The sequence below is a fragment of the Streptomyces akebiae genome, assembly GCF_019599145.1.
In the GTDB taxonomy this organism is placed as follows: Bacteria; Actinomycetota; Actinomycetes; order Streptomycetales; family Streptomycetaceae; genus Streptomyces; species Streptomyces akebiae.
Genome location: NZ_CP080647.1, coordinates 8567342 through 8587940, shown reverse-complemented (window position 1 = coordinate 8587940; position 20599 = coordinate 8567342). Strand labels below are relative to the sequence as shown.

Genomic DNA, 20599 nt, shown 5'->3' with positions numbered 1-20599 from the left:
GGGTGGGCACCGACACCGTGCGGACGGACGCGGCCGACGAGGCCGCGGGCAGACGGCGCGAACAGCGCGGCTGGTACTTCTACGACTGGGCCTGCTCCGTCTATTCGACCAGCGTCCTGACCGTGTTCCTCGGCCCCTATCTGACCGAGGTCGCCAAGGCCGCCGCCGACCCGGACGGCTACGTCCACCCGCTGGGCATACCGGTCCGCGCCGGCTCCTTCTTCGCGTACTCGGTGTCCCTGTCGGTGATCCTGGCCGTGGTGATCATGCCGCTGGTGGGCGCGGCCGCCGACCGTACGGGCCGCAAGAAGCCGCTCCTGGCCGCGACCGCCTATGTCGGCGCCGCCGCGACGGCGGGGATGTTCTTCCTGGACGGCGAGCGCTATCTGCTCGGCGGCGCCCTGCTGGTCGTGGCGAACGCGGCGCAGTCCGTGGCGATGATGCTCTACAACTCCTACCTGCCCCAGATCGCACCGCCCGAGGAACGCGACGCCGTCTCCTCCCGGGGCTGGGCCTTCGGCTACGCGGCCGGCTCCCTGGTCCTGGTCGCGAATCTGATCCTCTTCACCGCCCACGACTCCTTCGGCATCTCCGAGGGCATGGCCGTCCGCATCTGTCTGGCTTCGGCGGGCCTGTGGTGGGGCGCCTTCACCCTGATCCCGCTGAACCGCCTGCGCGACCGGCGCCGCCCGGCCGGAGAGTCCGCGGGGGCCGAGGGCGCGACAGCCCCGGGACTGCGTCAACTGGCCGCGACCGTCCGTGACATGCGGCGCCACCCGCTGACCCTGAGCTTCCTCCTCGCCTACCTCGTCTACAACGACGGCATCCAGACGGTGATCTCCCAGGCCTCGGTGTACGGCTCCGAGGAACTCGACCTGGAGCAGTCCACGCTCATCGTGGCCGTGCTGCTGGTGCAGATCCTGGCGGTGGGGGGCGCCCTCGGCATGGGCCGGCTCTCCCGCCGCTACGGCGCCAAGCGCACGATCCTCGGCTCCCTGGTCGCCTGGACCCTGATCCTCGCCGCCGGCTACTTCCTCCCGGCGAGTGCCCCGCTGTGGTTCTTCGTCCTCGCCTCGGGCATCGGTCTGGTCCTCGGCGGCAGCCAGGCCCTGTCCCGCTCCCTCTTCTCCCATCTCGTCCCGCCGGGCAAGGAGGCCGAGTACTTCGCCGCGTACGAGATGAGCGACCGCGGCATGAGCTGGCTGGGCCCACTGCTGTTCGGCGTGACCTATCAGCTGACCGGAAGTTATCGAGACGCGATCATCTCGCTGGTGGCCTTCTTCGTCCTGGGATTCGCCCTGCTCACGAGGGTCCCGGTGCGCCGGGCGATCAGCGACGCGGGCAATCCCGTGCCGGACAGGATTTAGCGCCGGAGGCGAAAGGGCTGTAGTGTACGCGTTTGGCCTGCCAGGCGTACCGTTACTGCGCGTCAAAGATGCCGAAACGCTGGGTGACATCTGCTGTCAGATGTGACAAACCGGGCGCCGGTGGGTACTGCACTGGTTGACAAGGCTGCGGCTACGACGGCGACGCACTACCCGGAACGGGACACGGAACGGGAATCTTTACCGCCGACCGGACGTTGACCGGATGACGACGACAGCGACACCTGTCCTGTGGGCGACAAGCCCGGGAGGCACGATTCATGAGTGAGCGAGCTCTTCGCGGCACGCGCCTCGTGGTGACCAGCTACGAGACGGACCGCGGCATCGACTTGGCTCCGCGCCAGGCCGTGGAGTACGCATGCGAGAAGGGGCACCGCTTCGAGATGCCCTTCTCGGTCGAGGCGGAGATTCCGCCGGAGTGGGAGTGCAAGGTCTGCGGGGCCCAGGCACTCCTCGTGGACGGCGACGGCCCTGAGGAAAAGAAGGCCAAGCCCGCGCGTACGCATTGGGACATGCTGATGGAGCGGCGCACCCGTGAGGAGCTCGAAGAGGTCCTCGAAGAGCGCCTGGCGGTTCTCCGCTCCGGCGCGATGAACATCGCGGTACATCCGCGAGACAGCCGCAAGTCCGCCTGACCCCTCCGGGGGCCGGACGGACACACAGCGCAACCGATGACCGCGGGCGCCGTACGATCATGTACGGCGCCCGCGGTCTTCGGCATGCCTATGTCGGGCCCCGAAAGGGCCGCAGACCGTGAAGGGGCGCGGGGAACTGCGCGAGAACCCCCACCGGACGATCAGCTGCAGGCCGAAGGGCACAGGCCCTTGAGGACGGGACGGGTAGGGGCGGCGGGGGGCGAGGACCCGCTTCAGCGATTCAGCGGAGGACGAGGCCCCTCCGACGAGCCCTCCCCGGCACCCGCGTCGTCCCGGATGACCTCCCCCTGTACGACCTTCCCGTCAGGCCGATGCATACGCGCCTGCTGAAAGGCGTCCCCGAAGGTCCCCGCACCGGCCGCACGGATCTTCCGCTCGAAGGTCCGCTCCGTATAGCGTCCCAACGCTTTCTGCACCGGCGGAATCAGCAGCACCAGCCCCACCGCGTCCGAGACCAGCCCCGGCAGCATCAGCAACAGGCCCCCCAGCATCAGGAAGCCGTTGCCCTCACTCTTCCCGGAGCCAGAGCCGGAGTCGGAGCCGGGACCGGCAGCGGCCGCCCCGCCCTGCTGTTGTTGCAGCGTCTCGGACAACGCCCGGAACGCCCGCCGCCCGGCCCGCTTGACCACTGCCGAGCCCCCGACGAAACCGGCGACGAGCAGCAGGAAGACCGTGAACCCGCCGGCCGCGCCCGCGACCACCGTGAGCAGCCAGATCTCCAACACCAGCCACGCGGCGACGCCCAGCGGCAGAAACGTGCGCAGCCGGGAACGCCGGGGCCGGGCGGGGTGGGTCGAGGACGGAACGCCAGTCGTCATGCTCCCAGTGTGCCTGGCCCGGGCTCAGCACGGGATAAGGGGATGATCAGGCCTTCTTGCCGTCCCGTCCCAGCACCTTGCCGACCCGCTCCCCCACGCCCCACGCCGTGACCCGCCACAGCGCCTCGACGAGGATGTCGCGGCTCATCTTGGAGTCGCCCAGCTCGCGCTCGACGAAGGTGATGGGCACCTCGACGACGTGGTAGCCCGCCTTGATCGCGCGGCGGGCGAGGTCGACCTGGAAGCAGTACCCCTGGGAGGCGACCTCGTCGAGGCCCAGTCCTTCGAGGGTCTCGCGGCGGAACGCCCGGTAGCCGCCGGTGACGTCACGGACGGGGACGTCGAGCAGCACTCGGGAGTAGAGGCTGCCGCCGCGGGAGATGAACTCGCGGGATCTGGGCCAGTTCACCACGCGCCCGCCCGGCACCCAGCGGGAGCCGAGGACGAGGTCGGCTCCCTTGAGCGCGGTGAGCAGCCGCGGCAGTTCCTCGGGCTGGTGCGAGCCGTCGGCGTCCATCTCGATGAGGACGCCGTAGCCGTTCTCCATGCCCCAGCGGAAGCCCGCGAGATAGGCCGCGCCGAGCCCTTCCTTGCCCTTGCGGTGCAGCACCTGGACGTGATCGTCCTCGACAGCCAGCTCGTCGGCGAGCTTGCCGGTGCCGTCGGGGCTGTTGTCGTCGGCCACCAGGACGTGCGCGTCGGGAACGGCCTTGCGCACCCGGCCCACGATCGCCTTGATGTTCTCCGCCTCGTTGTAGGTCGGGATGATCACCAAGGCCGTGCCGAGCGGGCCGAACCGCCTCTCCTGGCCTTGAGCCGCGAGGGTCCCGTCGCCGTCGTTCACTGCTGCCCCTTCGAGTCCTCCGTACGCAGGGGACCACCATAGTGGCCGCGGCCTGCGATGGAGTGTCGGCCGGTGTCCAGAGGGGTGTCGATTCAACAGGGGGTGTGCGGGAGCGGGCTCTGTGTAGCCTGTGCGCCGCCGCAGCAGATCTCGCACGCCCGGCGAGGCGGCCGCGGGGTGGGGGACCGCCGCTGCGGATGGGGGCCCGACGCCCTTCGGGCCGACCTGGGGCCCGCTGGCTGCGGGTCGACCGAAAGCCGTTGTCTACTGAGCGTCCGGGCCCCACCCGGGTCGCACCTACCCGACCGGGCCGGAACGTTCCCTCGCCGGAGCGCGAACCCTGGGCCTGGCTGCCAGCGGTGGTGCGCCGGTGCGGCACACCGCCCCTGACCCAGCGGCGCTTCGACGACCGCGCGGAAGTTCCCCGGTCGGACGTCCGGTGGTGGACCCGGCAGAACCTACCCGCCCCCTGCCGCCAACTGTCAACTGTCGTTTGACCTGCGACGATTCCCTCACATGCCTGGTCGGCGGGGAGGATCCGCAGGTGGCGCGGCGCGCCGAACGGCCATGATCGGTTTCTTGTCGTCCGGCGAGATCACTCGCCCGGCCGTACGAAAACCGTTCGCCCCGCGACCACGGTCCGCAGGCAGACGGGCAGGTCGGAGCCGGGGCTCAGGTCGGGCAGGCCAGGGGTGCCCGAACGGGGGTCGGTGGACCAGCGGGCGACACGGTCGTCGGGAGCCTGGACGACGAGTTCGCCGGTGCGCCACACCGCGTAGTCCGCGGGGGCGCCCGGCACCAGGACCCCCGCGTCGTCCCGCCCGATCGCCCGCCAGCCGCCCCGCGTGTGCGCCGTGAACGCGGCGCGCACGGAGACCCGGTGCTCCGGCGTGCGATGGAAGGCCGCCGCGCGGACGGTGCCCCAGGGGTCGAGGGCCGTGACCGGGCTGTCGGAGCCGAACGCCAGGGGTACGCCGGCGCGCAGCAGGGCCGCGAACGGGTTCAGGGTGCGGGCGCGGTCGACGCCGAGCCGCTGGGCGTACATGCCCTCCTCCCCGCCCCACAGCGCGTCGAACGCGGGCTGGACGGAGGCGGTGAGGCCGAGTTCGGCGAAGGCGGCGACGGTGTCCGGGGTGAGCATCTCGGCGTGCTCGACACGGTGCCGGGCCGCCCGCACACGGGCCAGGCCGACCTTCTCGGCCGCCTCCCGCACGCCTTCGACCACCGAGGCCACCGCGGCGTCCCCGATGGCGTGGAAGCCCGCCTGGAGCCCCGCCTCCGTGCAGGCGACGACATGGGCGGCGACGGCGCCGGCGTCCAGGTAGGCCGTGCCGGTGTGGGCGGCGTCGGCGTACGGCTCGTGCAGGCACGCCGTGTGCGAGCCGAGGGCGCCGTCGACGAAGAGGTCACCGGCGGCGCCGACCGCGCCGAGGGCGCGCGCCTTCTCGACGTCGCGCTCCGCCCAGTAGCCGACCACGCGCGGGCCGGGCTCCTCGGCGGCGAGCCGCAACAGCCCCGTGAAGTCGTCCTCGGAGGAGATCTCGGGTCCCGCGCACTCATGGACCGAGCCGATGCCGAGCGAGGCGGCGTGGGCGAGCGCGGCGCGCTGGGCCTCGATGCGCTGGGCGGGGGTGACGGCCCCGAGGGCGGTGGCACGTACGGCGTGGTGGGCGTCGCGGGTGAGCGGGCCGTCCACGAAGGCGTCGGCGCCCGGGACCAGGTCCAGCAGGGCGGTGGTCACGACGGCCGAGTGGACGTCGATCCGGCTCAGGTAGAGCGGGCGTCCGCCGGTGGCCTCGTCGAGTTCGGCGCGGGTCGGGGGGCGGCCCCCGGGCCAGCGGGCGGCGTCCCAGCCGTGACCGAGGAGGACGCGGTCGGAGGGACGGGCGGCTGCGAATTCCCGTACGAGAAGGAGCGCGGCCTCCAGGGAGGGGGCGGCGGAGAGGTCGAGACCGGTGAGCGCGAGGCCGGTGGCGGTGGTGTGCACGTGGGCGTCGGTGAAGGCCGGGGTGACCAGGGCACCTTCGAGGTCCACCACCTCGTCGACGCCGGCCGCGAAGGCGTCGGCTGCACCCTCGGAGCCGACCCAGGCGATCTGGCCGCGCTCCACGACCATCGCGGTGGCGAACGGGTCGGCGGGGCTGTGGACTTCTCCACCGCGGAGCAACACGGTGTTCGACGGGGCGGTGCGATCACTCATGGGGACAGTCTTGCGTGTGCCGGCCGCCGCGTTGCACCAGGGCCGCGGTTCCGGGGCACCCGGTGCCGCCGCCGCGCCCACCGTTCCGCCCGCGCAACGACCGACCACAGCGGCGAACGGCCGTCAGATCCTCGGGGGCCTGGCCTCGTACGGGGTCGACAGGACCACGGTCGTGCGGGTCGAGACGCCCGCGAGGGAGCGCAGTCTCGCGAGGAGTTCCTCCAGCTCGTGCGGGGTCGCCACGCGGACCTTGAGAATGTAGTTCTCGTCGCCGGCGACGCTGTGGCAGGCCTCGATCTCCGGGACGCCGGCGAGGCGTTCGGCGATGTCGTCGGGGGCGCTGGGGTCGAACGGTTTGACCGAGATGAACGCGGTCATCGGCAGCCCCACGGCCTCCGGGTCCACGACCGCGGCATAGCCCCGGATGACGCCACGCTGCTCGAGTCGGCGCACACGCTGATGCACCGCCGACGTGGACAGGCCCGTGGCCTTGCCCAGGTCGGTGTAGCTCATCCGCCCGTCCGCGACGAGCAGCTGCACGATCTGTCGGTCCAGCTCCTCCATGGCGCAAGAACCTACAGGGCGCTTGATCTCCTCCGATACCTGAGCGGCGCAGGTCATACCCGCTTCGTGATGTGCCTGAGAGCCACCTGTGCGCCATACGGGTGACAGCCGGACCATGTGGGGCACCTGCGAGCGGCATGTGACGAAGACCACAGCACCCGAACAGGCTTCGTGATGATCTCGTGATTACCGCCGAGACGGGGCGGGAAGTGCTTGCTGTGGTCGAGGCCGCAGTGCCTTCACGGCCCAGCCCGAGGGGGAGAATCCCATGCAGAGTCTTAAGCGCCCTGGTCGTACCGCACCCAAGCGTCTCCAGGCGGTCGTCGAACCCGAGCCGGAGGGCGTCGAACCGGACGACGAGTTCGACGCGTACGACACCTTCGAGATGTACCGGGTGATCTGCCCGGACTGCGCTCAGCCCATCGCGCTGCTGTCCGACGAGGACAGCCTGCCCGAGCACGCGCGCGTCGTGTCGCCGTGGAACCCGTTCGGGCTCACGGCCTGCGCCGGCACCGGTCGTTCGGCGAGCGAGGCCCGGTCGGCGGACGAGTCCGTGGAGCCGCAGGAGCAGGACACCGCGCTTCTGTTGACGCTCCCTCAGGGCCTGGACTGGCGGACCCAGCCCTTCTCGCACGTCGGCGGCCCGGGCTCGCGCCCGATGCGCGTGCCGGTGATGCGGCGTCAGCAGCCCGATCAGCGCCAGGCCGATCAGCGTCAAGCCGCCTGATTCCGGGCCCGGTTCGGCCCACCACCTCCGCGCCCGGCGGGGCGGGCCCGTCCTGCCCCGTTCGGTTCCGGCGCGAACTCAGACACGATTCCCGGGAACGGTGACCGGCTCGCCCTCGTGCGCGTTGTCCCGGTATGACCCCAACTTTTTCGGTGACCGGGAGTCGGCGTCACATCTTCGTGCCGGCTTCGGCAGAATCGCTTCCGCAAGGGTCGGCCCAGCATCAGGACCCGCCCATCTACCGGGCGCTGATGCGCACTTGGGCCGACCGGGGCCGCACCCTGCCGGGGCGTCACGATCCGGAGTGGGTGCGACTGGCGACGCCGCCGAGCGGCCTCGACCAGTTCGGCACCCCCACGGACCCCTTCGCGGCGCCCGACTTCTTCCGTGGTTCGTTCAGCGTGACTCGGGCCCCGCGAGGTGACGGGCGATGACCATCCGCTGGATCTGATTGGTGCCCTCGACGATCTGGAGCACCTTGGCCTCGCGCATGTACCGCTCGGTGGGGAAGTCCGCCGTGTATCCGTATCCGCCGAGGATCTGGACGGCGTCCGTGGTGACCTTCATCGCGGCGTCGGTGCACAGCAGCTTCGCCATGGCCGCCTGCTTGGAGAACGGCCTGCCCGCGTCGCGCAGCCGCGCGGCGGAGAGGTAGAGCGCGCGGCCCGCCTCCACCTGTGTCGCCATGTCCGCGAGCATGAAGCGCAGCCCCTGGAAGTCGGAGATCGGCCGTCCGAACTGCTGCCGCCCGGTGGCGTAGGCGACCGCTTCGTCCAGTGCCGCCTGGGCCACGCCGATCGCGCAGGCCGCGATGCCGAGGCGCCCGGAGTCGAGCGCGGACAGGGCGATCGCGAAGCCCTGGCCCTCCTCGCCGATGCGCCGGCTGTCGGCGACGCGCACCCCGTCGAAGTGGAGCTGCGCGGTGGGTGAGCCCTTCATGCCCATCTTCTTCTCGGGTGCCGCGGCGCTCAGGCCCTCGGCGTCACCCGGCACCAGGAAGGCCGTGATGCCCCGGGAACCGGAGCCCTCGCCGCCCGTGCGGGCCATCACCGTGTAGAAGTCCGCGATGCCGCCGTGAGTGATCCAGGCCTTGGTGCCGCTGATCACCCAGTCCTCGCCGTCGCGGACGGCCTTGGTCCGCAGGGACGCGGCGTCCGAGCCGGACGAGGGCTCGGAGAGGCAGTACGCACCGAGCAGACGGCCGCCGAGCATCGCCGTCAGATGCTCGATCTGCTGCTCCTTGGTGCCGTAGTTGGCGAGGGCGTGGCAGGCGAGGGTGTGGACGCTGACCCCGAGGCCGACGGTGAGACGTGCCGTCGCCAGCTCTTCCAGCGCCTGCAGATAGACCTCGTACGGCTGGTCTCCACCGCCGTGTTCCGCGTCGTACGGCAGGCCGAGCAGTCCCGACTCGGAGAGCAGGCCGAAGAGTTCACGAGGGAAGCGGCCGGCGTCCTCCTCCTCGGCCGCGTGCGGGGCGATCTCTCGCTGCGCGATCTCACGGACGAGCGAGATCAGATCCCGGGCCTCTTCCGTGGGCAGTTGACGGTCCACCGGCTGCGCGGCGCGGTCGGGCATGTCGACGCTCTCCTCCCTGTCGGGCACTGCGGCGGACACACACCGGGGATGAGGTGGCGCCGCCGGGTCTCACGTGCCACAGCCGATGGTCCTCCTCCGGATCACGGAAGCCGCTGATCAGCGGCGGTGGCGCTTGGAGTATGCCCGATCCGGAGCAGCCAGTCACCAGTTAACGACCGTTCATTAGGACACATTCGGCGACCGCCGCACCCGGCCCGGAATTGGTCCGAACCATTGACCCCAGTGGTCTAGTCCTCTACGTTCTCCCCCAACAACGCGACATCGCGTTCATGCCATCGGCACAGCAGGTCCAGGCAGCACCCCCTCCCCGCCTCGCTCCCCTCCCCCGGAGTCACGATGCTCAGACCGCACAGCCCCCGCGTCCCCGTCAGGACGCTCGTCGCCGCCACGTGTTGCGCCGCCCTCGGCGCCGGGCTCCTCGCCGGAGCGGGCACCGCGACCGCCACGTCCGCGAAGCCCGACTCCCAGCAACCCGCGCCCAGTGCCGCCCGGTCCAAGGTCGTCGGCTACTTCATCGACTGGGGCATCTACGGCCGCAAGTACTACGTCAAGAACATCGAGACGTCCGGCTCGGCGAAGAAGCTCACGCACATCAACTACGCCTTCGGGAACGTCGTCGACGGCAAGTGCGCCCTCGGCGACGCCTGGGCGGACACCGACAAGCCCTTCACCGCCGAGGAGTCCGTGGACGGCGTCGCGGACACCGCGGACCAGCCGCTGAGCGGCAACTTCAACCAGCTGCTCAAGTTGAAGAAGCTGCACCCGAACCTCAAGATCGTGTGGTCGTTCGGCGGCTGGACCTGGTCCGGCGGCTTCGGTGAGGCGGCGAAGGACCCGGAGGCCTTCGCGAACTCCTGCTACGACCTCGTCGAGAACTCCAGGTGGAAGGAGGTCTTCGACGGGATCGACATCGACTGGGAGTACCCCAACGCCTGCGGCCTCACCTGCGACACCAGCGGCAGCGAGGCCTTCGAGGACCTGATGGCCGCACTGCGCAAACGATTCGGCAAGAAGGAGCTCGTCACCGCGGCGATCACGGCCGACGCCAAGCCCGGCGGCAAGATCGACGCGGCGGACTACGCGGGCGCCGCGAAGTACGTCGACTGGTACAACCCGATGACGTACGACTACTTCGGCGCGTGGGACTCGACCACCGCCCCGCACTCGCCGCTGTACCCCTACCCGGGCATCGCCGACAAGCACTTCAACACCGCCGCCACCATCCGGAAGCTGAAGGGCCTCGGCATCCCGTCCTCCAAGCTGCTGCTCGGCATCGGCTTCTACGGCCGCGGCTGGACCGGGGTCACCCGGTCGGCGCCCGGCGGCACGGCGACCGGCCCGGCGGCGGGAACGTACGAGGCGGGCTACGAGGACTACAAGGTGCTCAAGGAGACCTGCCCGGCCAACGGGATCGTCGGCGGCACGGCGTACGCCAAGTGCGGTGACGACTGGTGGAGTTACGACACCCCGCGGACCATCAAGGGGAAGATGGCGTACAAGGACGCACAGGGCCTCGGCGGCACCTTCTTCTGGGAGTTGAGCGGCGACACCGCCGACGGTGAGCTGATCAAGGCGATCAAGTAACCACCGCGACGGGGGACCGGGGTGGGGGTCGGTCGGCGGACCCCCACCCGCGTGCGCTCCCGCTTGCCGGGGGCGCGCGAGGCGATCAAGTGTCCCGGCGGGCCGGCTCCGGCGCGAGATAGGCCGGCGCGAGTTCCTCGATGGCGCGCAGCGAGCCGCCCAGCATCTTGACGAGCAGGTCGCGCATGGTGTCGCGGGGCAGTTCCGGGCGGTCGATCCAGTCGAGGGTGGCACCCTCGACCGCGCACACCCAGCCGAACAGGCCCATGCGGGCGACCGGTTCGATGTCGGTCCTGCCGTACGCGCCCTCGGCGATGGTGGCGACGATCGCCTCGCGGACGCCGTCCCGGATGGCGTGCACCTGGGTGTCGAAACCGACACCGCCACTGACGATCGTGCGGTAGGCGGCCTGGTTGTCCTCCGCGTACCGCAGATAGCAGTCTATGGTCCGGTGGACCCTTTCCACGGGCGGCAGTTGGAGACCACTCGCCGCGAACGTGATCAGATCGGCCACCGAGTCCTCGACGATCGCGAGGTAGTAGCCGCGCTTGGACTTGAAGTAGTAGTAGATCAGTCCCTTGGCCACATGCGCCTGTCGCGCGATGTCGTCCATCGACAACGTGTCGTAGGAGGTGTCGGCGAACAACTTGCGCCCGATGGAGATGAGTTCGGCGCGGCGCGCCAGCGAACGGTCGGTGCCGCGGGCCCGCGGCGGTTCGACTCCACGCTGTTGACTGCTATTCAATTTCGGTCCTGGTCTCCAACTGCCAGCGGGACAACCGCAGTATGACAGACCCTCACCACCAGCTTGTTCGACTCTGATCGACAGAATCGACCGGCGGATCAGGTCACAGCAGACCCAGCTGGGCCACCAGCATCGCGACGACCACGACCAGGGTCCAGCCCATCACATGCTCGACGATCTTCGGGCCGTCGTCCTCGGGCCCGCCCGTGCGGGTCCGGACGCGGGTGGCGGTGGCGGAGGTCGCGGTCATGGCAGCTCGCTGGTGTGATCGGTGTGCGGTGGGCTCCCCCACCGCCCGTCCACCTTGCCACCGCATGGGCGGTTCGCGGCCGAGACCTTGGTCACACATCGGCGCGGCCCCCGCCGTCCGGGAGCCGCGCCGCGCGTGACCCGCTCCGTCAGCGGATGCCCACCGCCGAGAGCGCCGCGCGCTGGCGGGCCGTGGGACGCGCCGGGAAGTACAGGTAGCAGACGCCACCGGTGCCGGAGACGACCTTGCCGGCGGCGTTGTACCGCTTGGTCCGCAGCCAGATGTTCTCCCACTCGCGCCGCCGGTAGACCCGGCGCACCGCCTCGTTGGTCGGCGAGTTCGGGTCGTTGGCGATGACGTCGCCGTCGGCGGTGAAGCCGACCACCGTCATCAGATGCCCGGCGGTGCCGTATCCCGCGCCCGTCAGCTCCTCCGCCAGGAACGACTGGGAGGTGATCGCCGGGATCCCCGCCGCGATCAGCGTCTCCAGGTCGGTGAGCGAGCCCAGCCGGGTCACCACGCCCTGGATGTCCTTGTAGGTGGCGGCGTACGCGGCGTTGAAGGGCCAGTTGCCGCATCCCTCGTACTGGTAGTCGAAGGTGAACCGCGCCGCGTGGCACACCTGCGGGTCCGCGAACGCCGGGTCGACCCAGGCCAGGTCGGCGGCGGTGGGCTTCCGGCCCCAGAACTCTATGACCATCTGCGACGAGGTGGGGCTGCACCAGGCCTCGCCCCCGTTGTCGTACTCGGGGTACTGGCCCTTGTGGATCTCCTGCGAGTAGCGCGGGACGTCCAGCTCCCGGGCGAGGCCGGGTGTCGAGGCGGGGACGGTGAAGCGGTCGGGGACGTCGGAGCCCATCGCGCCGAGCCGCCAGACCGTGGGGGTGAGCCGGGTGCCGGGCGTGCGGTACAGGGTCAGGCGCAGCCGGTACGACGCCAGGCGCAGGCCGGTCGCCGGGTCGTCGATCGCGAAGGTGTCCGTCCAGACGCTGCTCCGGCCGTCCTTCTGGTCGTCGACGGACGTGCGTCTGATGTCCCGGTCCCCGGCCGCCCACCGGCCGAGCACGTACCAGGGCGTGTCGGTGCCGTCGGAGTACGTACCCCGCAACTCGATCCCGATCCAGGTGCCCTCGGGGGTGTGGGCGTTCCAGGACGCGATGGCCTCGGTGGCGGGCACCGTGAGCCGGTGGACCGGGGAGGTCCAGGTCGCGTACTCCCAGGCGGCGGTGCGCCCGGTGTGCGGATCGGTGTAGTCGGCGGTCCCGAGCGGGGTGTCGATCACCAGCCCCGGCCGTGTCCCCGCCTTCGCCAGGGTGCCCCGGGCGCTGCCCGAGCACCAGTCGGGATACGAGGTCCAGGCGCGGTAGTCCGTGAAGCGTTCCGGTGCTCGCGCGGGGCGGACGAGGGCTTCGCCCCGGCCGCTCGTGGTGTCTGCGACCGCCTGATGCGTCGCTCCTCCGACCGCCGCGGCGGCGGTGGTGGCGACGGCTGCGGTCAGGACGGTCCTGCGGGACGGCTCGGAGAGGCTCGTCATCTGTGGGTGACCCCCAGTGGTCCGGAAGGAACGGTTCAGACGCACGGCTGTTCGCCCACTATGGACGCCGGGGAACGACTTCTGCCAGCACCTCGCGCCGCGCCACGCCCGCCAATATTGGTCGACACCAGTGGCGTACCCGAGGCCGCGGGGCACGGTGTTCAATCCATGTATGCACGCCTCCCCCGCTCCCGTGGACCCCGCCGTCGACGAGCTCGCCGCCCGGCTGCGGCGGCTGCCGCCCTCCTGCGGGCCGGTCCGGCTGGTGGGCGTCGACGGGCACGCCGGGTCCGGGAAGAGCACCTTCGCCGGGCGGCTGGCCGACGCGCTCGGCGGCGCCCCCGTGCTGCACCTCGACGACATCGCCACGCACGAGGAACTGTTCGCCTGGACGGACCGCCTGCTGGACCAGGTGATCGAGCCGCTGCGCCACGGGCGGAGCGCGCGCTATGCCCCCTACGACTGGCGGGAGCGCCGCTTCGGCCCGGCGCGCATGCTGCCGAGCGCGCCCGTGGTCGTCGTCGAGGGGGTGGGCGCGGGCCGGCGGGTGCTGCGGCCGTTTCTGGCGTGGCTGGCGTGGATGGAGGTGGCGGAAGGGGAGGCCTGGGCGCGGGGGCAGGAACGGGACGGGGCGGAACAGGGCGACTTCTGGGCCGGCTGGGTCCGGGCGGAGCGTCGGCATTTCGCCGAGGATCCTTCTCGGCCGTTCGCCGATCTGCTGATTCGGCCGGGAAACAAGGGGTACGAGGTGCTCACGGGACCTGCGACGACTCCCGGATCGGCACCTCACCTCACTCAGGGTGACGGGCCATCCGCAATGTGCTGAACTTGTGAAGACGGCCGTCCGAGAAGTTCCCCGAGTGCCCCAACTCGGCTTGACCGGGGGGCCGTACAGGACTTACGTTCTCAATGTGCGGTCATTCGACACCGCCCACATACGCGAAGCCCCCGGTTGTTCCCCCGTGATCGGGGGCTTCGTTCTGCCTTTTCGCGGCTTTCCGGAACTCCTGGGGCACCATTCCTTCACCCTCGGTCACCGTCCGCAATGCGCCCCGTCTGCCCCGACCTCGGAGAACGAGGGTTGCGGCACCCTTCGAAGGGCGACCGACCCGCAGGTACGATGCCCAAGGTGCGACCTTCGGACGGCTGCAGCAACGCACCGGCGCAACTCCCGTCCGCGGCACAGCGGTTCGACGAAGGCTGCCGACGGGCACCGGCCCGTTCGGTTTCCAGCGGGGGCACGGTTTGTGGGGGACGTGATGGACTTCGGCTCGCGGGGCCCCGAGGCCCCGGCCGACCTCGCCTGGCTGCGAGGCGTGGACGCCTACACGATGGGCGCCTATCCGCAGGCGGAGGAGGAGTTCCGCGCCGCGGTGCGGATGGATCCCGGGATGGCCGACGGCTGGCTCGGGCTGCACGCGCTGCGGGTGGACACGACCACCGCGCTGCTGCGGATGTTCCGGCACCGGGAGCGCTTCGGGGAGCAGCGCTCCCGGCACCGCCGCACCCTCAACTCCTGGTACTGGCTGGGCTGGTGGGTGCAGCCGGTGCTGGAGAGTCCGCGTGATCTGCTCCTCGCGCACGCCTCGCACTGGCTGGACGGGCGCCATGTGCCCGAGCTGGACCGGGCGCTCGCGGGGCTCCCGCCGGTCGACGCGGACCACCAGGTGCGGTTTCTGCACGCCTGCCGCGCCTACCTGGTCAAGGACTGGGAGCAGCTGGTCCGGCACACCGATCCGCTGCTCGACGATCCCCTGCTGGGGATCGAGGCCGGCCTGTTCGGCGGGATGGCCCGGGTCCGTCTGGAGACGTACGGGCAGGCCGAGCCGCTGCTCTCCGCGGCGCTGATGCGTTGCCGCAGCGAGCAGCCGCAGCGCAAGGAGCTGCGGTACTGGCTGGCCCGCGCGCACGAGGGCACGGGGCGCAGCGCGGCCGCGCTTCCCCTGTACCGGGCCGTGCACCGGGTCGACCCCGCCTTCATGGACACGTCCGCGCGGCTGGCCGCGATCTCCGAGGGCGACGGGTACGACGACGACGCGAGCGACTTCGCCGCGATCGCGCTCGCCGGGATCGGGCAGGACGTCCTCGACGGCGACGGCCTGGAGCCCTTCTTCGACGCCGAGGGCCGGGACCTGAAGGTGTCCGAGCCCGGACCGCCGCCGTCGGGCGGGCTGCCGCCCGAGGCCGGCGACACCTTCGTACGGGAGAAGTCCGTCGTGCCGGTGGAGCCGCTGTCCCTGCCGGCGGGGCCGACGGATCCGGAGCTGCTGGAGGAGGCGCTGGCGGAGCTGGAGCGGATGGTCGGGCTGGAGCCGGTGAAACGGCAGGTCAAGGCGTTGTCCGCACAGCTGAACATGGCAAGGCTGCGGGCGGGGCAGGGGTTGCCCGTGCAGCCGCCCAAGCGGCATTTCGTCTTCTCCGGGCCGTCGGGGACCGGGAAGACCACCGTGGCGCGAATACTGGGCCGCGTCTTCTACGCGCTCGGGTTGCTGGGCGGTGACCACCTCGTCGAGGCGCAGCGCGCGGATCTCGTGGGCGAGTACCTCGGGCAGACCGCCGTGAAGGCCAACGAGCTGATCGACTCGGCGATCGGCGGGGTGCTGTTCGTGGACGAGGCGTACTCCCTGTCCAACACCGGGTACGGGAAGGGGGACGCGTACGGGGACGAGGCGCTTCAGGTGCTGCTGAAGCGGGCCGAGGACAACCGGGATCATCTGGTCGTGATCCTGGCCGGCTATCCGGAGGGGATGGACCGGCTGCTGACCGCGAACCCCGGGCTGTCGTCCCGGTTCACGACGCGTGTCGACTTCCCCTCCTACCGGCCGCTGGAGCTGACCTCCATCGGGGAGGTGCTCGCGGCGGAGAACGGGGACGTGTGGGACGAGGAGGCGCTCGACGAGTTGCGGTCCATCTCCGGGCATGTCGTGGAGCAGGGGTGGATCGACGAGCTCGGGAACGGGCGGTTTCTGCGGACGCTGTACGAGAAGAGCTGTGCGTATCGGGATCTGCGGCTGTCGGGGTACCCGTCGATTCCGACGCGGGACGATCTGTCGACGCTTCGGTTGCCGGACTTGATGCAGGCGTACGGGGAGGTCCTGTCGGGGCGGGGTCCGCAGGATCCGTCGGCGATGTGAGTTCCTCGCCCCCGCGCCCCTACCACCGGACCCCGTTCGCGCAGTTCCCCGCGCCCCTTGAGAGGGGCGCGGGGAACTGCGCGAGCTGGGGCGGATTCAGCTCGCGAGGGCTTCCTCCGCGGTTTCGCTGCCCCTCGGCTCCGTCACGCGGACCGGCTGGACCTCTCGGTGGGCCGGGTCGCGGACCTCGCCGACCAGGAGCTCCAGGACGTCCTCCAGGGCGGCGAGGCCGAGCACCTTGCCGGAGGCGTCCGCCACCTGGGCCAGATGGGTGGCGGCCCGCCGCATGACCGTCAGCGCGTCGTCCAGCGGCAGCTCCGCGCGCAGGGTGGTCATGGGGCGCCAGATCTGCTGGGGGACGGCACGGTCGGAGTCCTCCAGGTCGAGGACGTCCTTGACGTGGAGATAGCGGCCCATGAACGCGCCGTTCTCCGCGACCACCGGGAAGCGGGAGTAACCGGTGCGGGCGGTCAGCGCCACGACCTGCGCGGGAGTCACCGAGGGAACCACCGTCACCAGGGTGTCCCGCTTGAGCAGGACGTCCGTCACCGGGCGGGAGCCCAGCTCCAGCGCGTCCTCCAGGCGCTCCTGCTCCTCGGGGTCGAGCAGCCCGGCCTGTCCCGAGTCCTCGACCAGCCGGACCAGCTGGACGCTGGTGAAGACGGCTTCGACCTCGTCCTTGGGCTCGACGTGGAAGAGCTTCAGGACCAGGCGGGCGCAGGCACCGAGACCGATCGTGATCGGCTGGCACAGCCTCGCGAAGGCCACCAGCGCCGGGCTCAGCCACAGCGCGGTCTTCTCCGGCGCCGCCATCGCCAGGTTCTTCGGCAGCATCTCCCCGATGACGAGGTGGAGGAAGACGACCACGGCCAACGCGATGACGTAGCCCAGGGGGTGAATCATGCCGTGCGGCAGGTGGATCGCCTCGAAGACCGGCTCCAGCAGCTTGGCCACCGTCGGCTCGGCCACCGCGCCCAGCGTCAGTGAGCAGACGGTGATGCCGAACTGGGCGGCCGCCATCATCTGGGGCAGGTTCTCCAGGCCGTAGAGGACCTGGCGGGCCCGGGTGGTCCCCAGTGGTTCGATCTGGCTGCGGCGGACGGAGACCAGGGCGAACTCGGCGCCGACGAAGAAGCCGTTGGCGAGCACGAGGAGCAGGGCGAACAGGAGTTGGAGCATGCTCATCGGGTTGCCTCCACGGCCGAGGCGGGGTCCGTGACGGGGTGGGGTCCCCTGCCGCGGTTCGCTCGCTTGACGGGGGTGGGTACCGAGCCGCGGGCCCCTTCCGTGCCGGGGACGGTGTCCGTGACGGAAGCGGTGCGGACGAGGCGTACGCGCTCCGCTCGGTAGTGCCCCACCTGGCGCACCGCCAGCCGCCAGCCGGGCAGCTCGGCGCGGTCGCCGGGGGCGGGGATACGACCGAGCAGGTCGGCGACGAGGCCGGCGACCGTCTCGTAGGGGCCCTCCGGGACGTCGAGGCCGATGCGCTGGAGCACATCGACCCGGCAGCTGCCGTCGGCGTCCCAGGCGAGGCGGCCGTCCTCGGGCGGGGCCGCGGCGAGTTCGGGCCTCTCGTGCCCGTCGTGCTCGTCGCGCACCTCGCCGACCAGTTCCTCGACGATGTCCTCCAGGGTCACGACACCGGCCGTACCGCCGTACTCGTCGACGACGACGGCGATGGGCTGCTCGCTGCGCAGTCGGGCCAGCAGCGGCTGCACGGGCAGCGACTCGGGGACGAGGAGCGGGGTCCTGGCGATCCGGCCGACCGGGGTGTGCAGCCGGTCGTGGGCCGGGATAGCGAGGGCGTCCTTGAGGTGGACCATGCCGACGATCTCGTCGATCCGTTCCCGGTAGACGGGGAAGCGCGAGAGACCGGTGGCGCGGGTCAGGTTGACCACGTCCTCGGCGGTGGCCGACGACTGCAGGGCGCTGACCTTGACGCGCGGCGTCATCACGTTCTCCGCGGTCAGCTCGCCCAGGGAGAGCGTGCGGACGAAGAGGTCGGCCGTGTCCTGTTCCAGGGCGCCGGCCTGGGCCGAGTGCCGGGCGAGGGAGACCAGTTCGCCGGGGGTGCGGGCGGAGGCCAGCTCGTCCGTGGGCTCTACGCCGAAGGCGCGGACCAGGCGGTTGGCGACCGCGTTGAGGGCGGCGATGACCGGGCGGAAGAGACGGGAGAAGACGTGCTGGGGGCCCGCGACGAAGCGGGCGACCTGCATGGGCTTCGACACCGCCCAGTTCTTGGGGACCAGTTCGCCGATCACCATCTGCACGGCGGAGGCCAGCAGCATGCCGACGACCACGGACACCCCGGACACGGCGCCTTCGGGTATGCCGATGGCGGTGAAGGGGCCGTGGAGTATCTCCGCGAGCGCCGGTTCGGCGAGCATGCCGACGACGAGGGAGGTGATGGTGATGCCGAGCTGCGTGCCGGAGAGCTGGAACGACAGCTCCTTGAGCGCGCCCACCACCTTGAGGGCCCGGCGGTCGCCCTCGGCGGCGGCCTTCTCGGCCTCCGGTCGCTCGACCGTGACGAGGCCGAACTCGGCGGCCACGAAGAAGCCGTTGGCGAGGATGAGCAGGAACGCGGCTCCGAGGAGCAGCAGGGGGATGGTCATGCCGCCGCCTCGATATGCCGGGAGGGGGCGGCGCAGGTACTACAGGACGATCCGTCCATCGCTGGAGGGAGTCACTCCTCGAATAGCAGGGAGCCCCTGCCTTCCGGGGTGGAACGACAGAGGCGGAGGCGCAACGAAAACGCCTCCGCAAACAGATTAATCAAGACAGGGGCCGGTGCGGCAGGGGCGACGGCCACGAGTCGGCCCTGATCTTGCCCGGGTCGTCCCCGACGCGGGTCCGGGGCCGTCCCGGACGTCGGGTCGGCTCAGCCCTGGCGCGGCTCGGGCTCGGCGACCGAGCGGTCCTCCACCAGCGCCCGAAGCGTCCGGGCGTCCTCGATGGCACGCTGCTTGGCGATGCCCGGCTGGATGCCGAGTGCGGGCAGGCTGGTGCCGTCGGTGAGGTCGAGGAAGACCCAGGGGTCGCCGACCCGCAGGTTCACCTGCACGATCTCCGCCCAGCCCAAGCGGCGCCTGGCGGTGATGTTGACGACGGTCACCCCGGACTCGTCGGCGACCACCTTGGGCCGGGAGAGCATGCACAGCACCCCGGCGAGCATGGCCGCCGTGAAGACGAAGCTGAGCCGCTCCCCCGGGCCGAGCGTGGGCAGCAGCAGCGCGACGACCGTGATGACCACGAAGATCGCGCCCGCGGCGGTCAGCAGCACGGCCCGGGTACGGCCCGGCCGAAAAGTGACGGGCAGGGCGGGCAGGGGGGACTGGTCCGGCATGACGTACGACTCCCCGGCCGTCAGAGGCGGCAGGCGTGGATGGCGGTGGTCAGGATGGCCCGGGCGCCGATGTCGTAGAGGTCGTCCATGATCCGCTGGGCCTCCTTGGCCGGGACCATCGCCCGGACGGCGACCCAGCCCTCGTTGTGCAACGGCGAGACGGTCGGGGACTCCAGGCCCGGCGTGAGCGCGACGGCCTTCTCCAACTGCTCGACGCGGCAGTCGTAGTCCATCATCACGTAGGTCCGGGCCACGAGGACGCCCTGGAGGCGACGCAGGAACTGCTGCACCTTGGGCTCGTTCTCCGAGGACGTGTCGGCGTCGACGCGACGGATGACGACGGCCTCGGACTTCATGATCGGCTCGCCGAAGACCTCCAGACCGGCGTTCCGCAGGGAGGTGCCGGTCTCGACGACGTCGGCGATGACCTCGGCGACGCCCAGTTCGATGGCGGTCTCGACGGCTCCGTCGAGGTGGACCACCGAGGCGTCGATGCCGTTGTCCGCGAGGTGTCCGGCGACGATGCCCTCGTAGGACGTGGCGACCGTCTTGCCCTTGAGGTCGGCGACGCCGTTCGCCGTTCCCGGCTTGGAGGCGAAGCGGAAGGTGGAGCGGGCGAAGCCGAGCGGGAGGATCTCCTCGGCGTTGGCGCCGGAGTCGATGAGCAGGTCCCGGCCGGTGATGCCGATGTCGAGGCGGCCGGAGGAGACGTAGATCGCGATGTCGCGGGGGCGGAGGTAGAAGAACTCCACCTCGTTGGCCGGGTCGACGATCCGCAGCTCCTTGGACTCCCGGCGCTGCTGGTAGCCGGCCTCATGCAGCATCTCCCCCGCAGGTCCGGACAGGGAACCCTTGTTGGGGACGGCGATGCGCAGCATGAGGCGAGCTTCCTTCGTTCGGTTTCGTACGGATTCGTTCAGCGTGGTGTGCGGGGTACGGCTCAGAGGTGGGCGTACACGTCGTCCAGGGAGATGCCGCGGGCGACCATCATCACCTGGACGTGGTAGAGCAGCTGCGAGATCTCCTCGGCGGCTGCTTCCTTGCCCTCGTACTCGGCGGCCATCCAGACCTCGGCGGCCTCTTCGACGACCTTCTTGCCGATGGTATGGACGCCCTTCTCGACCAGCTCAGCGGTGCGGGAAGTGGCGGGGTCGCCGGTGGCGGCCTTGTGCTGGAGCTCGGCGAACAGCTCCTCGAACGTCTTCTTGGACATGGT

Annotated in this window: 20 protein-coding genes; 7 read left to right on the top strand and 13 right to left on the bottom strand. The window is 70.9% G+C overall.

Annotated features, from left to right (window positions below):
* Positions 1-2: 2 nt before the first annotated feature.
* Positions 3-1367 (top strand): MFS transporter, encoded by a 1365-nt coding sequence (locus K1J60_RS37295; RefSeq protein ID WP_220650059.1) that lies wholly within the window; start codon positions 3-5, stop codon positions 1365-1367.
* Between the two features lie 278 nt (positions 1368-1645).
* Positions 1646-2020 carry an RNA polymerase-binding protein RbpA gene (locus K1J60_RS37290; protein ID WP_003977404.1) on the top strand — a complete coding sequence of 125 codons (375 nt, stop codon included), beginning with the start codon at positions 1646-1648 and terminating at the stop codon, positions 2018-2020.
* Between the two features lie 233 nt (positions 2021-2253).
* Here K1J60_RS37290 and fxsA read toward each other — a convergent pair whose 3' ends face one another.
* From fxsA to K1J60_RS37270, 4 genes are all read right to left on the bottom strand, one after another.
* On the bottom strand, positions 2254-2859 hold the full coding sequence (gene fxsA / locus K1J60_RS37285) for an FxsA family membrane protein (protein ID WP_220650058.1): 606 nt from the start codon (positions 2857-2859) through the stop codon (positions 2254-2256).
* 46 nt (positions 2860-2905) lie between these two features.
* Complete coding sequence (locus K1J60_RS37280; protein WP_033532522.1) at positions 2906-3703, bottom strand: polyprenol monophosphomannose synthase; 798 nt, start codon at positions 3701-3703, stop codon at positions 2906-2908.
* A 595-nt stretch (positions 3704-4298) separates the two neighbouring features.
* Entirely contained in the window at positions 4299-5903 is a 1605-nt protein-coding gene (locus K1J60_RS37275) for an amidohydrolase (protein WP_220650057.1), read from the bottom strand.
* 123 nt (positions 5904-6026) lie between these two features.
* Positions 6027-6467 carry an Lrp/AsnC family transcriptional regulator gene (locus tag K1J60_RS37270; protein WP_033532524.1) on the bottom strand — a complete coding sequence of 147 codons (441 nt, stop codon included), beginning with the start codon at positions 6465-6467 and terminating at the stop codon, positions 6027-6029.
* Between the two features lie 268 nt (positions 6468-6735).
* Here K1J60_RS37270 and K1J60_RS37265 point away from each other — a divergent pair, with 268 nt between their 5' ends.
* A complete protein-coding gene (locus K1J60_RS37265; protein ID WP_220650056.1) occupies positions 6736-7194 on the top strand; it encodes a hypothetical protein in 459 nt (152 codons plus the stop codon).
* Positions 7195-7328: 134 nt separating this feature from the next.
* Positions 7329-7628: a hypothetical protein gene (locus tag K1J60_RS46330; protein ID WP_259408075.1), complete on the top strand. Its 300-nt coding sequence runs from the start codon at positions 7329-7331 to the stop codon at positions 7626-7628.
* Here the strand turns inward: K1J60_RS46330 and K1J60_RS37260 are convergent.
* The gene (locus tag K1J60_RS37260) at positions 7591-8769 is read right to left on the bottom strand and encodes an acyl-CoA dehydrogenase family protein (protein ID WP_220650055.1); all 1179 of its coding nucleotides are present in this window, start codon (positions 8767-8769) and stop codon (positions 7591-7593) included. The genes K1J60_RS46330 and K1J60_RS37260 overlap by 38 nt on opposite strands.
* A 357-nt stretch (positions 8770-9126) precedes the next feature.
* Between K1J60_RS37260 and K1J60_RS37255 the strand changes: the two genes are divergently transcribed.
* A complete protein-coding gene (locus tag K1J60_RS37255) occupies positions 9127-10374 on the top strand; it encodes a glycoside hydrolase family 18 protein (protein WP_220650054.1) in 1248 nt (415 codons plus the stop codon).
* 85 nt (positions 10375-10459) lie between these two features.
* Here K1J60_RS37255 and K1J60_RS37250 read toward each other — a convergent pair whose 3' ends face one another.
* The 3 genes from K1J60_RS37250 to K1J60_RS37240 all read right to left on the bottom strand — a co-directional run bounded on the left by K1J60_RS37250 (position 10460) and on the right by K1J60_RS37240 (position 12903).
* Positions 10460-11119, bottom strand: coding sequence for a TetR/AcrR family transcriptional regulator (locus tag K1J60_RS37250; RefSeq protein ID WP_220650053.1), 660 nt, complete (start codon positions 11117-11119; stop codon positions 10460-10462).
* Positions 11120-11222: 103 nt separating this feature from the next.
* Positions 11223-11369, bottom strand: coding sequence for an SCO1431 family membrane protein (locus K1J60_RS37245; RefSeq protein WP_107073705.1), 147 nt, complete (start codon positions 11367-11369; stop codon positions 11223-11225).
* Positions 11370-11517: 148 nt separating this feature from the next.
* Positions 11518-12903: a peptidase C39 family protein gene (locus tag K1J60_RS37240; protein WP_220650052.1), complete on the bottom strand. Its 1386-nt coding sequence runs from the start codon at positions 12901-12903 to the stop codon at positions 11518-11520.
* A gap of 172 nt (positions 12904-13075) precedes the next feature.
* Here K1J60_RS37240 and K1J60_RS37235 point away from each other — a divergent pair, with 172 nt between their 5' ends.
* A complete protein-coding gene (locus K1J60_RS37235) occupies positions 13076-13729 on the top strand; it encodes a uridine kinase family protein (RefSeq protein WP_220650051.1) in 654 nt (217 codons plus the stop codon).
* Positions 13730-14162: 433 nt separating this feature from the next.
* Complete coding sequence (locus K1J60_RS37230) at positions 14163-16037, top strand: AAA family ATPase (protein ID WP_220650050.1); 1875 nt, start codon at positions 14163-14165, stop codon at positions 16035-16037.
* Positions 16038-16133: 96 nt separating this feature from the next.
* Here the strand turns inward: K1J60_RS37230 and K1J60_RS37225 are convergent, their stop codons facing one another.
* The 5 genes from K1J60_RS37225 to K1J60_RS37205 form a co-directional block, all read right to left on the bottom strand.
* A complete protein-coding gene (locus K1J60_RS37225; RefSeq protein ID WP_220650049.1) occupies positions 16134-17222 on the bottom strand; it encodes a hemolysin family protein in 1089 nt (362 codons plus the stop codon).
* Positions 17219-18652: a hemolysin family protein gene (locus tag K1J60_RS37220; protein WP_259408074.1), complete on the bottom strand. Its 1434-nt coding sequence runs from the start codon at positions 18650-18652 to the stop codon at positions 17219-17221. The genes K1J60_RS37225 and K1J60_RS37220 overlap by 4 nt, the downstream gene beginning before the upstream one ends.
* A 266-nt stretch (positions 18653-18918) precedes the next feature.
* A complete protein-coding gene (locus K1J60_RS37215; RefSeq protein WP_220650048.1) occupies positions 18919-19383 on the bottom strand; it encodes a PH domain-containing protein in 465 nt (154 codons plus the stop codon).
* Positions 19384-19403: 20 nt separating this feature from the next.
* Positions 19404-20261 carry an ATP phosphoribosyltransferase gene (hisG, locus tag K1J60_RS37210; RefSeq protein ID WP_220650047.1) on the bottom strand — a complete coding sequence of 286 codons (858 nt, stop codon included), beginning with the start codon at positions 20259-20261 and terminating at the stop codon, positions 19404-19406.
* A gap of 62 nt (positions 20262-20323) precedes the next feature.
* On the bottom strand, positions 20324-20596 hold the full coding sequence (locus K1J60_RS37205) for a phosphoribosyl-ATP diphosphatase (RefSeq protein ID WP_013005073.1): 273 nt from the start codon (positions 20594-20596) through the stop codon (positions 20324-20326).
* Positions 20597-20599 lie beyond the last annotated feature (3 nt).

Excerpts from the sequence above, each read along its gene's own strand:
- K1J60_RS37290 (WP_003977404.1), top strand. The coding sequence starts at position 1,646 with ATGAGTGAGCGAGCTCTTCGCGGCACGCGCCTCGTGGTGACCAGCTAC.
- fxsA (WP_220650058.1), bottom strand. The coding sequence starts at position 2,859 with ATGACGACTGGCGTTCCGTCCTCGACCCACCCCGCCCGGCCCCGGCGT.
- K1J60_RS37275 (WP_220650057.1), bottom strand. The coding sequence starts at position 5,903 with ATGAGTGATCGCACCGCCCCGTCGAACACCGTGTTGCTCCGCGGTGGA.
- K1J60_RS37270 (WP_033532524.1), bottom strand. The coding sequence starts at position 6,467 with ATGGAGGAGCTGGACCGACAGATCGTGCAGCTGCTCGTCGCGGACGGG.
- K1J60_RS37265 (WP_220650056.1), top strand. The coding sequence starts at position 6,736 with ATGCAGAGTCTTAAGCGCCCTGGTCGTACCGCACCCAAGCGTCTCCAG.
- K1J60_RS46330 (WP_259408075.1), top strand. The coding sequence starts at position 7,329 with ATGACCCCAACTTTTTCGGTGACCGGGAGTCGGCGTCACATCTTCGTG.
- K1J60_RS37260 (WP_220650055.1), bottom strand. The coding sequence starts at position 8,769 with ATGCCCGACCGCGCCGCGCAGCCGGTGGACCGTCAACTGCCCACGGAA.
- K1J60_RS37255 (WP_220650054.1), top strand. The coding sequence starts at position 9,127 with ATGCTCAGACCGCACAGCCCCCGCGTCCCCGTCAGGACGCTCGTCGCC.
- K1J60_RS37245 (WP_107073705.1), bottom strand. The coding sequence starts at position 11,369 with ATGACCGCGACCTCCGCCACCGCCACCCGCGTCCGGACCCGCACGGGC.
- K1J60_RS37240 (WP_220650052.1), bottom strand. The coding sequence starts at position 12,903 with ATGACGAGCCTCTCCGAGCCGTCCCGCAGGACCGTCCTGACCGCAGCC.
- K1J60_RS37235 (WP_220650051.1), top strand. The coding sequence starts at position 13,076 with ATGCACGCCTCCCCCGCTCCCGTGGACCCCGCCGTCGACGAGCTCGCC.
- K1J60_RS37230 (WP_220650050.1), top strand. The coding sequence starts at position 14,163 with ATGGACTTCGGCTCGCGGGGCCCCGAGGCCCCGGCCGACCTCGCCTGG.
- K1J60_RS37225 (WP_220650049.1), bottom strand. The coding sequence starts at position 17,222 with ATGAGCATGCTCCAACTCCTGTTCGCCCTGCTCCTCGTGCTCGCCAAC.
- K1J60_RS37220 (WP_259408074.1), bottom strand. The coding sequence starts at position 18,652 with ATGACCATCCCCCTGCTGCTCCTCGGAGCCGCGTTCCTGCTCATCCTC.
- K1J60_RS37215 (WP_220650048.1), bottom strand. The coding sequence starts at position 19,383 with ATGCCGGACCAGTCCCCCCTGCCCGCCCTGCCCGTCACTTTTCGGCCG.
- hisG (WP_220650047.1), bottom strand. The coding sequence starts at position 20,261 with ATGCTGCGCATCGCCGTCCCCAACAAGGGTTCCCTGTCCGGACCTGCG.
- K1J60_RS37205 (WP_013005073.1), bottom strand. The coding sequence starts at position 20,596 with ATGTCCAAGAAGACGTTCGAGGAGCTGTTCGCCGAGCTCCAGCACAAG.